Source organism: Nostoc sp. UHCC 0870, from assembly GCF_022063185.1.
Taxonomy (GTDB): domain Bacteria; phylum Cyanobacteriota; class Cyanobacteriia; order Cyanobacteriales; family Nostocaceae; genus Trichormus.
Genome location: NZ_CP091913.1, coordinates 5108249 through 5122063 on the forward strand (window position 1 = coordinate 5108249; position 13815 = coordinate 5122063).

Here is a 13815-nt window from a genome sequence, read left to right on the forward strand (position 1 = left end):
TTTGATAGGCTGTCTGTTTTGTATTCTTGAAGAGAGGTTTAAACCAATTCGCAATTCGCAATTCGCAATTCGCAATTCGCAATGGGCTACGCCCCGCTACGCTAACGCAATTACGTGTTGTAACGGGGATTTAAACCCCTACATTTTGTTAAAGTCCTCTCTTCGAGAATTGACAAGAATACTACAACTCTTTTGATTCCAACATCTTTACAGTAGATGATGAAACTGTCACCTTAACTGGTGCTTTGTTGCTAAAAGTTAGACCATCTTCACCCTTATCAATGTAAATTGTATCTCCAGCGATAAAGGTATTTTCCAATAACTTGGTAGCAATGGGGTTTTCAATTTCTCGCTGAATCGATCGCTTCAGGGGACGTGCGCCGTAAACTGGGTCATAACCCTTCTCTACTAATAAACTACAAGCGGCTGGGGAGATTTCAAAGGAGATTTTTTGTTCTCGCAGCAGATTTTCCACGCGCTTGAGTTGAATACGGATGATGTACTGCATTTCCTCACGGCTGAGGGTGTGGAAGAGAATTGTATCATCAACGCGGTTGAGAAATTCGGGGCGGAAGTGCGATCGCAAAGCTTCCATTACCCGCGTCCGCATTGTCTCATACTTGGAGTCATCACCAGACACATCTAATATGTGTTCGCTACCAATGTTACTGGTCATTACAATAACTGTGTTGCGAAAATCTACTGTTCTTCCTTGGGAATCAGTAATCCTACCGTCATCCAACACCTGGAGCAAAATATTAAACACATCGGGGTGTGCCTTCTCTACTTCATCCAATAGCACCACCGAATAAGGATGACGGCGAACAGATTCCGAAAGTTGACCACCTTCTTCGTAGCCTACGTAACCTGGAGGCGCACCAACTAACCGGGAGACTGAGTGTTTTTCCATATACTCAGACATATCTAGGCGCACCAAAGCATCATCTGAGTCAAAGAGAAACTGGGCTAAAGCGCGGGCGAGTTCGGTTTTACCGACACCAGTCGGCCCCATGAACAAGAATGAACCGATGGGGCGGTTGGGGTCTTTCATCCCCGCACGGGCGCGACGAATGGCGGCGGAAACGGCTTCCACTGCTTCCTGTTGACCGATGACGCGTTGATGTAAGTGGCTTTCTAGTTGCAGTAATTTTTGCCGTTCTGATTCCAGCAGACGATTGACCGGGATACCTGTCCACTTGGCGACGATTTCGGCGATGTCGGCTTCGGTGACTTGTTCGCGCAGGAGAGTAGAACCTTGGCTTTGTAATTCTAACAGCTTCGCTTCTTTCTCCTCGCGATCGCGCTGTACTCCCTCCAATTTGCCATACTTCAATTGAGCAGCTTTATTCAAATCATAGGCGCGTTCGGCTTGCTCGATTTGCACTCTTAAAGCGTCTTCTTCTTTCTTTAAAGCACTGATGGCTTCTAAAACCTGCTTTTCACCTTGCCATTGATTAGTTAAATTCTGCTGCTTTCCTGTTAAATTAGCAATTTCTAACTCAATTCGTTCCAAAAGCTCCCTAGTTTGGGCTGGGACTTTCTCTTCCCCAGCTAGAGATAGCTTTTCCATTTCTAGCTGCATCAAGCGGCGGTCAATGGTTTCTAGTTCTGATGGTTTGGAGGTAATCTCCATTTTTAATTGCGCTGCGGCTTCATCCACCAAATCAATAGCTTTATCTGGTAAGAAGCGGTCAGCAATGTAACGTGCTGATAAAGTCGCCGCCGCCACCAATGCCGAGTCTGAGATTTTCACGTTGTGGTGGACTTCGTAGCGTTCCTTCAACCCCCGCAGAATGGAGATAGTATTTTCCACACTGGGCTGATCAACATATACCTGCTGAAAACGGCGTTCTAGGGCTGCATCTTTCTCAATAAACTTGCGGTATTCATCAAGGGTAGTCGCCCCAATACACCGCAGTTCTCCCCGCGCCAGCATGGGTTTGAGCAAATTACCTGCATCCATCGCCCCGGCTTGATTAGAACCAGTACCGACAACAGTATGCAATTCATCAATAAATAAAACAATTTGACCGTTAGATTCCGTAACTTCCCGGAGAACAGCTTTGAGACGGTCTTCAAATTCACCCCGATATTTAGCCCCAGCAATCAAACTACCAATATCTAAAGAGATGAGTTGACGGTTTTTCAGAGATTCCGGGACATCACCATTGATGATACGCTGTGCCAGAGCTTCTGCGATCGCAGTCTTACCCACCCCTGGTTCACCAATTAACACAGGGTTATTCTTACTCCGGCGAGACAACACCTGAATCACCCGGCGTATTTCATCATCGCGCCCAATTACCGGGTCGAGTTTTCCAGATTTTGCCTGTTCTGTTAAATCTCTACCAAATTTTTGCAGAGCTTCATAGCGAGACTCTGGATTTTGATCTGTCACTTTTTGACTACCGCGCACTGCTTTAATACTCGCTTCTATTTTGCTATTGTCTGCATTAAAACCTTTGAGTACACGCTTACCAACACGTTCATCATCGGCAAAGGCTAACAGAATATGTTCTACAGAGATAAACCCATCTTTCATCCCCGTTCTAATTTCTTCAGCCTTATCTAGCAGAGTGTCTAAGCTGCGTCCCAGATAAAGCTGATCACTTTTACCTACTTTAGTTTGACGTTGAGTAAAAGCTTCTAATTGTTGCTGCAAACGAACTGGATCTATTTCCGCACGAGCTAAAATCTTAATCGCTAAACTAGTTGGTTCTTCTAATAGGGCAATAATTAAATGTTCAACATCTAATTGCTGTTGTTGATATCCACGAACTATATCCTGAGATTTAACAATGGCTTCCCAGGCTTTATCAGTAAATTTATTAGGATCTGTAGGCTGCATCTTTAAGATTTTGAATGTGAAACTTTCAGCGTTTGTAGTTTTAAGGTAAAAATTGCGTGATCAGGAAAGAAGAGTCTAGAGGTTAGTATTGTTACGCAGGACTTTTTCCAATTTCTACTCCCTAATCAGTAGTTCAAATATTTTCAGCGTGTATCCGCGTATTTATTTTGTGGTAGTCAGGGATATAGCAACTAAGTTATGGTTTTACCGACTACCTATTCCCTAATTTAAAACGAAAACACCGAGATGAGGTGAGTTTAGATAATAGTGTTCGGGAAAATATTTAGTTTGACAGAGGGATGGGGGATAAGGGGATAAGGGAGAATTACTTCTGAGTCCCCAGTCCCCAATCTGTAAATTACTGAGTTACAAGTTGTTCTGTTGATTCCTGTTTCACTGTTGAGCCTTGAGTACCTAGTTGAATTAGTTCTATTTTGTATCCGTCTGGATCTTCCACAAAAGCAATCACTGTAGAACCGTGTTTCATTGGCCCCGGTTCTCTCACTACTTTACCGCCAAGATTTTTAATCGCTTCACAAGTTCCATAGATATCATCTACCCCAAGGGCAATATGACCGTAAGCATTGCCTAATTCGTACTTGTCTACGCCCCAGTTGTAGGTTAGTTCTATGACTGCTGTGTCACTTTCGTCGCCATAACCAATAAACGCCAGAGTAAATTCCCCACTGGGATAATCTTTCCGCCGCAGTAACTTCATCCCCAAGACATCACAGTAGAATTTCAAAGACTCTTCAAGATTGCCGACCCGTAACATTGTATGTAGTAAGCGCATATAGACCTTTTCTGTGAGTGTGTTCACCTGCCAACATTTTACAGAGTGATTGGGGACTGGGGACTGGGGATTGGGGATTGGGAATACAAGGGAGAGCGTAACTCATATTCCAAGACCTTTCTTAATTTTGAATTTTGTTAGCGCAGCGTAAAGCCTTCGGCATAGCTTCGCTTAGAGCGAGTCCACGAGCGTCATTTTGAATTTTGAATTCGGAGCGCAGCGACTTGACTATTGACCAGTAAATAATCCAAAATCCAAAGTCCGTCTATTCAACATCGATTTACCTCATCTTTGGAAATCTTCATTTAATCTCAGCCGATAGTTCGCCTCAGAGCATATGCTAGCGATTGGGTTGAGCTAATAGATTTTGTGTGATCAACGGTAAGAAGGAGCAAAAACTAATGAGTAGTAACATTGTAGATACTTCTATTGAGGCAATTGTCGCCCGCGAAATTCTTGACTCACGGGGTAGACCAACAATAGAAGCAGAAGTACATTTGCTAAGTGGTGCTATTGGACTAGCACAAGTTCCTAGTGGTGCTTCTACAGGCACATTTGAAGCCCATGAACTACGAGATAAGGATAAAAGCCGTTACGGCGGTAAAGGGGTACTCAAGGCAGTACACAACGTCAATGAGATACTTTCCCCGGAGTTAATTGGCTTGGATGCCCTCGACCAAGAACTGATAGACCGGACAATGATTGCTCAGGATGGTTCGGCGAATAAATCTAACCTGGGAGCAAATGCGATTTTGGCAGTTTCCCTGGCGACTGCAAAAGCTGGGGCGGAATCTTTGGGGATTCCTCTTTACCGCTATTTGGGTAATCCTTTGGCGAATTTGCTACCTGTGCCTTTGATGAACGTCATTAATGGTGGGGCGCACGCTTCTAATAACGTAGACTTTCAAGAGTTTATGATTGTCCCCATCGGTGCATCTTCGTTCCGGGAAGCGTTGCGTTGGGGTGCGGAGGTGTTTGCTACCCTCAGCGAAGTGCTGCATGATAAGGGTTTACTGACTGGTGTCGGTGATGAAGGTGGTTTTGCGCCTAACCTAGAATCTAATCAAGTAGCTTTGGAATTGCTGGTGGCTGCTATTGAGAAGGCTGGTTACAAGCCAGGGGAACAAGTGGCTTTAGCCTTGGATGTGGCTGCTAGTGAGTTTTACAAGAATGGGCAGTATGTCTATGATGGTAAGCCTCACGCACCTACAGAGTTTATTGATTATTTAGCGCAGTTGGTTGACCAATACCCGATCGTCTCCATTGAAGATGGTTTACATGAGGAAGATTGGCAGAGTTGGCAATTACTCACCCAAAAGATTGGTTCAAAGGTGCAATTGGTTGGGGATGACTTGTTTGTAACTAACGCCACTCGGTTACAAAAAGGTATTCAAGAAAAAGCCGGTAACTCCATTTTGATTAAACTCAACCAAATTGGTTCTCTAACTGAGACTTTGGAAACAATTGACTTGGCAACTCGGAACGGTTTCCGGTCAGTAATTAGCCATCGTTCTGGTGAAACCGAAGACACCACAATTGCTGATTTAGCCGTCGCCACCCGTGCAGGACAAATCAAAACTGGTTCTCTGTGTCGTAGTGAACGGGTAGCTAAATACAACCGTTTACTCCGTATTGAAGATGAATTAGGCGATCGCGCAGTTTATGCTGGTGCTGTAGGTTTAGGGCCAAAGTGAGTCCTGAGTAATGAGTAATGAGTAATGAGTAATGAGTAATTTTTCAACTCAGCACTCAGCACTCAGCACTCATACACTCAGCACTGACTAAGGATAAAACCCCAACTTGGGCAACCCCAATGTCTCGTCCCAACCCATCATGATGTTGAGACACTGAATTGCTTGACCCGCCTGTCCTTTGATTAAGTTGTCTATAGCTGACATCACAATCACTCGGCCAGTTCGCGGGTCAACTTCTAGACCCATATAACAAATATTGCTGCCGCTTGCCCATTTGGTATGAGGATATATCCCAGTTTCACAAATTTTTACCCAAGGGGAATTACGGTAAAAAGCTGTATAAATTGTAGTTAAATCATCTCCTACAAGACCAGGATCGCGGAGTGAGGCGTAGACTGTTGCTAAAATTCCCCGCACCATCGGCACAAGATGGGGGGTAAACTGTACCGTGACTTCATGTCCTGCCAGTTCACTACAAATTTGCTCGATTTCTGGAGTATGGCGGTGACGGGCAACGCTATAAGCAGCTAGGGAATTATCGGCTTCCGCTAATAATAAGTGAGTTTTGGCTTGTCTACCGCCACTTGATGCACCAGATTTAGCATCAATAATTGCGGTTTCGGGGACAATTAAGCCTTGTTTGAAGAGTGGTATAAGTGCTAACAGACTGGCTGTAGGATAAGCCCCAGGACAGCCGACTAGTTGAGCATCAGCAATGCGATCGCGGTAAAGTTCGGGTAATCCATACACTGCATTAGCTGCTGTAGTCTGGTCGCTTCTGTTATTGCCATACCAACTGGTATAGGTTGCCAAATTTCTAAATCTATAATCTGCACTCAGATCCAGTACCTTACATCCTGTTTCTAGTAATGTAGGTGTAATTTGGCAAGCTAGACCATTCGGCAATGAAAGAAATATTACCTCACAACGTCTGGCAATGATTTCTGGGTCTATTGCCTCAATTGGCAATTTCACTGCATTAACCAGATGGGGATAAACAGATGTAAAAGGCTTACCTGTACTGTTCTCTTCACCTAAATAAACTAGTTCGACTTCTGGATGCTCCATTAGTAACCGTACTAGTTGCACTCCGCCATAGCCTGACGCGCCAACAATCCCAACGGGTACGCGTCTAAAATTACCCATGATCTCAAATCCTCATCCGCTTTTGGTTAATCTGTCGTTATCTATCAACTACTAGCTACCAGAGGCGAAACTGACAAAACGCCACAGAACACCAGCACTAAAGCCCAATTTTAATGGTATTGATGACTTGTGATAGTAGGGGACAGGTGACAGGTGACAGGTGACAGGAAATTAGCCCTATTCCCTACTCCCTTTTTCAAGACAGTAGAAAATTCCTGATGTCAACGAAACATTGCTAGTCTATATCTCTGTTTCACAAAAGAGCTACAATCTACAATAAGAAATTATTAAAAAAAATTACGATTACTAATTAACTCCCTGTGCAATTTAATCTTAAACCTCACCCCTGATTTCTTCCCTACCATAACTCTAGGAGAAGTAAGCTAGACTTCTACACCCACACTACACTCCCTACTACCTATTCCCAACTCCCTTTTTATGTTTGATTCTATTGATGCTGCCTTGACAGACCTCAAGGCTGGTCGTGCCATTGTCGTGGTAGATGACGAAAATCGAGAAAATGAAGGCGATTTGATTTGTGCGGCGCAATTTGCTACGCCTGACATGATCAATTTTATGGCAGTGGAAGCTAGAGGGTTGATCTGTTTGGCAATGACAGGCGATCGCCTGGATGAACTAGATTTACCATTGATGGTGACGAACATCACAGATCCTAACCAAACGGCTTTCACTGTTAGCATTGATGCAAGTCCCCATTTAGGCGTATCTACTGGGATTTCAGCCGATGACCGCGCCCGCACTATTCAGATAACTCTCAACCCAGCTACAAAACCTTCAGATTTACGCCGTCCTGGGCATATTTTCCCGTTACGGGCTAGAACTGGTGGTGTCCTCAAACGCGCCGGACACACGGAAGCGGCTGTGGATTTATCTCGATTAGCAGGACTATATCCAGCCGGGGTAATTTGTGAAATTCAAAACCCTAATGGTTCAATGGCGCGGTTACACCAGTTAATTGAGTATGCAAAACACCACAATCTGAAAATTATTAGTATTGCCGATTTAATTAGTTATCGCCTCAAACACGATCGCCTGGTATATCGGGAAGTGGTAACTAGGCTACCTAGTCAATTCGGTCAGTTTGACATTTACGCCTATCGCCACACCCTAGATAATACAGAACACGTTGCCATTGTTAAAGGCGACCCCGCTAACTTTCGAGATGAGGCGGTGATGGTGCGGATGCACTCAGAATGTCTCACCGGTGATGCTTTGGGTTCTTTGCGCTGCGATTGTCGGATGCAGTTACAAGCCGCACTGAAAATGATTGAAACTGCGGGTCAAGGTGTGGTGGTTTACCTCCGCCAAGAAGGACGGGGTATTGGCTTGATTAATAAGCTCAAAGCCTACTCCTTGCAAGATATGGGACTGGATACCGTCGAAGCCAACGAGCGTTTAGGATTCCCCGCCGACCTGCGGGACTACGGGATGGGGGCGCAAATGCTCATGGATTTGGGGATAAAAAAGATTCGCCTAATTACTAATAATCCTCGGAAGATTGCGGGGGTTAAAGGTTATGGGTTGGAAGTGGTCGATCGCGTGCCATTGTTAATTGAAAGTAATGACTACAATTCCTATTACCTAGCAACTAAAGCCAAGAAGCTGGGTCATATGCTGTTACAGACCTATTTAGTCACAGTGGCAATTCATTGGCAAGATGACCCGCAATTGGTGACAAAACGCTACGAACGCCTAGAGAAACTGCGCCATTTAGCTAAAGACTATGATTTATTGTTACAGGAAGAAGCTCGTCCATTAGCGATCGCTTTGTTTGATGAGCCATCGTTAACAGTACACTTAGGTTTTGACCAAGCAAAAGTAGCAGATTGTGATTGGTATCAGCAAGCTGGTCATCCATACCTGGCGGCTATTTTGCCGATTCTGGATAACTTAGCGACTTTACCTTATGTCCAGAAACTAGAATTTTTGATTTCTTCCGGTAGTGACCCCTTGAGTAACTTGCAAGTCCAGCTAGACCGACAGATAATTTCCAATGAGGAATTACCATCTGTGGTAGGCGATCGTTTAGAGACTCAGCAAATTTATAGTTTTACAAGAAAGCATGATTGACACTCTTAACTTACAGTAGACTTAGCAATTCCCCCTAACTGCAACCCCGGCGGATAACTACCGTCTTCCTTAATGCGCTTAATTTCCGCATCAGTAATCTGTAAGCCTAACTTTTGTGCCAAAGTCTGTACAATATCTCCCCGGTCAATTACCCCACCCACAGCACCCGCAGGGGTGAGGACAGTCACACGCGCTAAGTTCTCATTTTCTAGCTTGTTGATTACCTCAGCCATAGAAGTTGACTCAGTAACCGTGGGTATTTCGGTCAGAGGATGGACAATACTATGCAGAGTTTCGGTTTCCCATTGGCTTCTCTCTACCAAGCGCAAATCCTCAATGGCGACCATTCCCCGGTAACGTCCATCAGAAGCAGCAAAATAAACCTCTGGTGCTGTGGCTTCCAATAAATACGCATCAGCAAAGGAACGTAAAGTTTGGTCAGCATCAATAACCCGAAAGTTCCGAGTCATCGCCTCGGCGGCTGTTATTTTCAGTAAGGTTTCTTGTAATGTGGTCATGCGGTCGTAGGTGTTGGCGTTACGCACAGCAAACCAACCTAACAACGCAATCCATAAACCGGTGACTAACTCTCTAGTCAAGAAATCTACAACAAATCCCAAGGCGATCGCACTATAACCTAAAATTTGTCCCGCTCTAGCTGCCCAATGTACAGCTTGGAAGCGGTTTCCGGTAATTTGCCACAGTGCAGCTTTTAATACTTGACCACCATCTAAAGGCAAACCAGGTATCAAGTTAAACAAGGCAACAACCAAGTTAATTCTCGCCAAATCACCCACCATCATACTGATTGGGCTAGTATCAGGCACAACATTACCTCCTAATCGGAGGAGAAAAAACAACCCAATACTCACCAAAGGCCCCGCAATGGCTACCTGAAAGGCTTTACCCGGCGTTTTAGATTCCTCTTCAATCGCCGCAATCCCACCAAACATAAATAGGGTAATAGAATTAACTTTAATGCCTTGCGATCGCGCTGCTAAACTATGACCTAATTCGTGCATTAACACGGAAGCAAACAGCAGCAACGCCATGATAATTCCCGCAGTCCAGGCTGTGACAGTTCCCAATTCTTGGTAAGCTACACCAAAATTCAGAGTAGCTAACCCCAAAATTACAAACCACAGAGGGTCTAAAAATAAGGGAATGCCAAATAAAGACCCGATTTTCCAATTTGTTTGCATTACTTTAATATATAAATTTGTTATGTGTTGTTGGCAGACACAACCAAATAAGCGATCGCTGCTTGATCCGCCCTAGATTCTAGAATAGACAATCAAACTGACTTAAGCGTTTAAAAAATAAAAAAATATAAATTTATCCCGAAATAGCGAATGGGGTTTAATTCCCCGACTTCAACTGTCTTTAAGTAATGAGTAATGGGATTTATTCATTACTCATTACTCATTACTGACTTAAATCACACCGATATTAGTCAATCCCAAAACAGCCGCAACACCAATGATATGACCAAAGCTCATGGCTGCCAAGAATGTAGCAACACTAGGATTATTAAACAAAGATGGGAAAGGTAAAGGCATTTTGGGGCCAACATGGGGATAGCGAATTGACCACCCAGCAATTAAAAGCACTAATAAACAACTACCAATAATAATCGGTGTTCCAGTCCAGTTCCAGGTTGTACCAGTGTTAGGAACAGTAACTTGCACTGCTAACAGTGTTAATGGAAACATAGTTCTTTCTCCTGCATGAGTAGAATTTCTTGAAGTTATTAGGACTTACGCAGTGATACGAAGAATCAAGGGTTTGGGCGAGGGTATAGGGGTATAGGGGTGTGGGGGTGTAGGTGTTCAAAACCCTTACACCCCTACACCCTCATACCCTTACACCCCTTCTTCACAAATAACCTCTGTGCGTAAGTCCTGGTTATGAGTTAATAGCCCAGTTAATACTCCACTAACAGAAGTTAGATAAACCTCCCTCAATAGAAAGGTTCAACAATATCTCTTCAGTCGAGTTTGTTACTCAAAAATAGGCTGCACTCATGTCTCAAGTCTCAAGTCTCATGGCTGGAGAAAGAACAGAAGTTAGTATTGCAAGTTTTGGACTTGGTGAGATGTATATCATAGCCCCCTCCTTGCTTGCGGGGAGGGGGTTGGGGGTGGGGTTGTTGTACCTCACTAAAGCGAGAACCGCTATAACGTATTACTGGTATCCAAACCTATAGACGACCAATGTTAGTCAATCCTAAGACAATACCAATACCGATAACATGACCAAAAGCCATAGCACCAACAAATGCGGGGATACTTAAGGGTAGTCCAGGAAATTTGGGGCCGACTTGGGGCTTTTGAATTCTGAGGGTGAGCAAAACAACTATTACACTGCTAACACTAATGATAATTCCTACAGTGGGATTCCATTCAGGGGTGACTGGTACAGATGCAGCAGCTGCTAATAAGGTAGATGTAATCAAGGTTGTGTCTCCTATGAAAAGTTATACTCAGCACTTAGCACTAAGTTTGGTCAAAGTTAATCTAGACCTAGAAAATTATAGAGTTAGTTAGGACACAACCGAAATTCATCAACCAAAATTCGGTTTTTAAGTTTGCTGTATTTAAAATTTCTATGCGTATAAAAATCTGCGGTATCACTCAACCACAACAGTCAATAGCGATCGCCTCTTTGGGTGCAACTGCGCTAGGATTTATTTGTATAAATACTTCGCCTCGCTATGTCACCACAACGCAAATTCAAGCTGCGGTGGCACACTTACCAAAAACTATTGACAAAATTGGCGTTTTCGCTAATGCCAGTATTGCCGAAATTAGTCAGATTGTTTCCAGTTCTGAGTTAACTGGTGTACAGTTACATGGTGACGAATCCCCTGAATTTTGCTTTCACCTACGTCAAGCTTTACCCCAAGTAGAAATTATTAAAGCTCTCAGAATCCGCAATATAGAGCATTTGCAGGAAGCGATTATTTACACCCCATACATAGATACTTTATTACTTGATGCCTATCACCCTCAGCAGTTGGGTGGCACAGGTCAAACTTTAGACTGGCAGATGTTACAACAATTTCGCCCCAGTTGTCCTTGGTTACTGGCTGGTGGACTTAGCCCAGATAACATTCTAGAAGCATTGAGTCAGCTTCAACCAGACGGTATTGATTTATCTAGCGGTGTAGAAATTAAACCCGGCGATAAAGACTTAGATAAGGTAGCATTACTGTTTCAGAAATTGGGGAGTAGGGAGTAGGGATTGGGGATTGGGGACTGGGGACTTGGGATTGGGGAATTCCTAATCCAAAATCATCAAGCCCAAATCCACGTCTTGAATTACCCAATTCCCTATTCCCTATTTCCCATTCCCTAAAAGAATGCTGGTTGATGACGAATCAAGTTAAAGAATTCTTCACGGGTTTTTTGTTCCTCTTGGAATACACCAACCATTGCACTAGTAACTGTCCAAGAACCGGGTTTCTGCACACCCCGCATCACCATGCACATATGACTAGCTTCCATGACTACTGCTACTCCCTGCGGTTCTAAGATGGTTTGGACTGCTTCAGCGATTTGGCGAGTTAACCTTTCTTGAACTTGCAAACGACGAGAATACATCTCGACAATACGGGCTAACTTACTCAATCCCACAACCTTTTGGTTAGGGATGTAAGCCACGTGCGCTCTACCCATAAAAGGCAACATATGATGTTCGCAGAGGCTGAAAAAGTTAATATCCCGGACTAATACCATCTCGTTATGCCCTTCATCAAAGACTGCTCCGTTGATGAGTTCTTCTAAAGATTGGTTGTAGCCACTAGTCAGAAATCGCATCGCTTCTGCTACGCGCTTGGGTGTTTTCAGCAAGCCTTCCCGTTCGGGGTCTTCGCCAACGCCTACTAATATTGCTCTCACCGCATCCTTCATTTGCTCCATATCTTCCTCAGAAGGTGGATGCAACTCTGGTGTTCGCCCATCGTGGGTATTGCGGTCTGGTCTGGTGTTGATGGCTTCTGCTAAGTCAGGAATTAGTGGCGATTGAGAACGATTAGAACCGTTGGAACTAGCAATAGTCATGATGTGAATACTTGGTTATGGTTTAATGGTGAGTGATGAAATCAGTGATCAGCGATCAGTTAACTGTTATCAATGACAGACTGATAACTGTTAACTGATAACTGTTAACTGTTAACTGTTAACTGTTAAAGTGCGCCACCACTGGGCATGAGAATTAATTCTTCAATGACTGCCTGTGGTGGTAATAAAGCTGTATGGAGGATTGATTGAGCCACAATTTCTGGGGTGAGCATTTGGGAACGGTCAAAGTCAGCATCAACGGTTTCTGTATCCCACAGTGGGGTGTTCACAGAACCAGGGCAAATAGTAGTAACACGAATACCATAGGCGCGTTCTTCTTGTGCGAGAGTTTGAGAAAGAGCTAGTAAGCCAGCTTTACTCACACAATACGCACCCCAATTAGGAAAGGCTTGTTTGGCAGCAATGGAGGCTACATTGATGATTGTCCCTGTGTGTCTAACTCTCATTCCTGGCAAAATTCCTTGAATACACTGAAATACGCTGGTCAGGTTCAAGTCGATCACTTGTTGCCAGTCTGCAAGAGGGGTGTCACTTAAGGTCGCTGTGTACCCTATCCCCGCATTGTTGACCAAAATATCTATATCTCCGAAATCCAGGGCGATCGCTTGCATTTTTGCTTCTACTTGCGATACTTCCGCTAGGTCAACAGCATAGACTTTTGCTGTTGCTCCAGTCTGTTGTGTTGCTGCTGCTACAGCCTCCAACTTATCGAGAGAACGGCTCACTAAAGCCACATCTATGCCCACTTTTGTAAAAGCTAATGCTGTTGCTTTCCCAATTCCACTACTCGCCCCTGTAATTAGAGCGCGTCGTTTCTGCTCAAAACTCATGCTGTCTCCCAAATTTTTTGGCAGTTTTGCAAGCCCTTGCCACTCAATTATGAAAATATTTCGGAATAAATAGATTAATTTAATCTTAAATTCCGATAATTTTCCTTGAAAAATGCTACTATTGTTTGTTATTATTAGTGTCCTAATTAAGCGTTTCCCCGCAAAGGACGACAAATAATAACCTGTAAACTCAGGTCATGTAATTAAAGCTAATTAATGAATACTGTCCAATCTACTCCCAGAGAGTTGATTTGTCAGATATACATACAAATGCCTATGGCTAATAAGATTGTTAAAAATCGTTAAGAGCCACAGGCATTATAGCACTGCT

At 43.8% G+C, this 13815-nt stretch carries 11 protein-coding genes; 3 read left to right on the plus strand and 8 right to left on the minus strand.

Features of this window, described 5'->3' with window-relative positions; genetic code table 11:
• Positions 1–181 precede the first annotated feature (181 nt).
• Together clpB and gloA are read right to left on the minus strand one after the other, a co-directional pair.
• Positions 182–2848: an ATP-dependent chaperone ClpB gene (gene clpB, locus L6494_RS21570; protein ID WP_237989802.1), complete on the minus strand. Its 2667-nt coding sequence runs from the start codon at positions 2846–2848 to the stop codon at positions 182–184.
• 358 nt (positions 2849–3206) lie between these two features.
• On the minus strand, positions 3207–3641 hold the full coding sequence (gene gloA / locus L6494_RS21575; RefSeq protein ID WP_237989803.1) for a lactoylglutathione lyase: 435 nt from the start codon (positions 3639–3641) through the stop codon (positions 3207–3209).
• Between the two features lie 401 nt (positions 3642–4042).
• Here gloA and eno point away from each other — a divergent pair, with 401 nt between their 5' ends.
• Complete coding sequence (eno, locus tag L6494_RS21580; RefSeq protein WP_237989804.1) at positions 4043–5335, plus strand: phosphopyruvate hydratase; 1293 nt, start codon at positions 4043–4045, stop codon at positions 5333–5335.
• A gap of 87 nt (positions 5336–5422) precedes the next feature.
• Here the strand turns inward: eno and argC are convergent, their stop codons facing one another.
• Entirely contained in the window at positions 5423–6481 is a 1059-nt protein-coding gene (gene argC / locus L6494_RS21585; protein WP_237989805.1) for an N-acetyl-gamma-glutamyl-phosphate reductase, read from the minus strand.
• A 438-nt stretch (positions 6482–6919) separates the two neighbouring features.
• Here argC and ribBA point away from each other — a divergent pair, with 438 nt between their 5' ends.
• The gene (gene ribBA, locus L6494_RS21590; protein WP_237989806.1) at positions 6920–8572 is read left to right on the plus strand and encodes a bifunctional 3,4-dihydroxy-2-butanone-4-phosphate synthase/GTP cyclohydrolase II; all 1653 of its coding nucleotides are present in this window, start codon (positions 6920–6922) and stop codon (positions 8570–8572) included.
• Positions 8573–8577: 5 nt separating this feature from the next.
• Here ribBA and L6494_RS21595 read toward each other — a convergent pair whose 3' ends face one another.
• The 3 genes from L6494_RS21595 to psaK (L6494_RS21605) form a co-directional block, all read right to left on the minus strand.
• Entirely contained in the window at positions 8578–9774 is a 1197-nt protein-coding gene (locus L6494_RS21595; RefSeq protein ID WP_237989807.1) for a site-2 protease family protein, read from the minus strand.
• 231 nt (positions 9775–10005) lie between these two features.
• The gene (gene psaK / locus L6494_RS21600) at positions 10006–10284 is read right to left on the minus strand and encodes a photosystem I reaction center subunit PsaK (RefSeq protein WP_190709856.1); all 279 of its coding nucleotides are present in this window, start codon (positions 10282–10284) and stop codon (positions 10006–10008) included.
• Between the two features lie 488 nt (positions 10285–10772).
• Complete coding sequence (gene psaK / locus L6494_RS21605) at positions 10773–11027, minus strand: photosystem I reaction center subunit PsaK (protein ID WP_237989808.1); 255 nt, start codon at positions 11025–11027, stop codon at positions 10773–10775.
• Positions 11028–11179: 152 nt separating this feature from the next.
• Between psaK (L6494_RS21605) and L6494_RS21610 the strand changes: the two genes are divergently transcribed.
• Positions 11180–11812: a phosphoribosylanthranilate isomerase gene (locus tag L6494_RS21610; protein WP_237989809.1), complete on the plus strand. Its 633-nt coding sequence runs from the start codon at positions 11180–11182 to the stop codon at positions 11810–11812.
• 113 nt (positions 11813–11925) lie between these two features.
• On the opposite strand, the gene folE is transcribed toward L6494_RS21610, so the two are convergent.
• A complete protein-coding gene (folE, locus tag L6494_RS21615) occupies positions 11926–12633 on the minus strand; it encodes a GTP cyclohydrolase I FolE (protein ID WP_237989810.1) in 708 nt (235 codons plus the stop codon).
• A gap of 125 nt (positions 12634–12758) precedes the next feature.
• The gene (locus L6494_RS21620; RefSeq protein ID WP_237989811.1) at positions 12759–13484 is read right to left on the minus strand and encodes an SDR family oxidoreductase; all 726 of its coding nucleotides are present in this window, start codon (positions 13482–13484) and stop codon (positions 12759–12761) included.
• Between the last annotated feature and the right edge of the window lie 331 nt (positions 13485–13815).

What these genes read in the sequence shown, in the direction of transcription:
- clpB (WP_237989802.1), bottom strand. Translation starts at nt 2,848, where the DNA reads ATGCAGCCTACAGATCCTAATAAATTTACTGATAAAGCCTGGGAAGCC.
- gloA (WP_237989803.1), bottom strand. Translation starts at nt 3,641, where the DNA reads ATGCGCTTACTACATACAATGTTACGGGTCGGCAATCTTGAAGAGTCT.
- eno (WP_237989804.1), top strand. Translation starts at nt 4,043, where the DNA reads ATGAGTAGTAACATTGTAGATACTTCTATTGAGGCAATTGTCGCCCGC.
- argC (WP_237989805.1), bottom strand. Translation starts at nt 6,481, where the DNA reads ATGGGTAATTTTAGACGCGTACCCGTTGGGATTGTTGGCGCGTCAGGC.
- ribBA (WP_237989806.1), top strand. Translation starts at nt 6,920, where the DNA reads ATGTTTGATTCTATTGATGCTGCCTTGACAGACCTCAAGGCTGGTCGT.
- L6494_RS21595 (WP_237989807.1), bottom strand. Translation starts at nt 9,774, where the DNA reads ATGCAAACAAATTGGAAAATCGGGTCTTTATTTGGCATTCCCTTATTT.
- psaK (WP_190709856.1), bottom strand. Translation starts at nt 10,284, where the DNA reads ATGTTTCCATTAACACTGTTAGCAGTGCAAGTTACTGTTCCTAACACT.
- L6494_RS21610 (WP_237989809.1), top strand. Translation starts at nt 11,180, where the DNA reads ATGCGTATAAAAATCTGCGGTATCACTCAACCACAACAGTCAATAGCG.
- folE (WP_237989810.1), bottom strand. Translation starts at nt 12,633, where the DNA reads ATGACTATTGCTAGTTCCAACGGTTCTAATCGTTCTCAATCGCCACTA.
- L6494_RS21620 (WP_237989811.1), bottom strand. Translation starts at nt 13,484, where the DNA reads ATGAGTTTTGAGCAGAAACGACGCGCTCTAATTACAGGGGCGAGTAGT.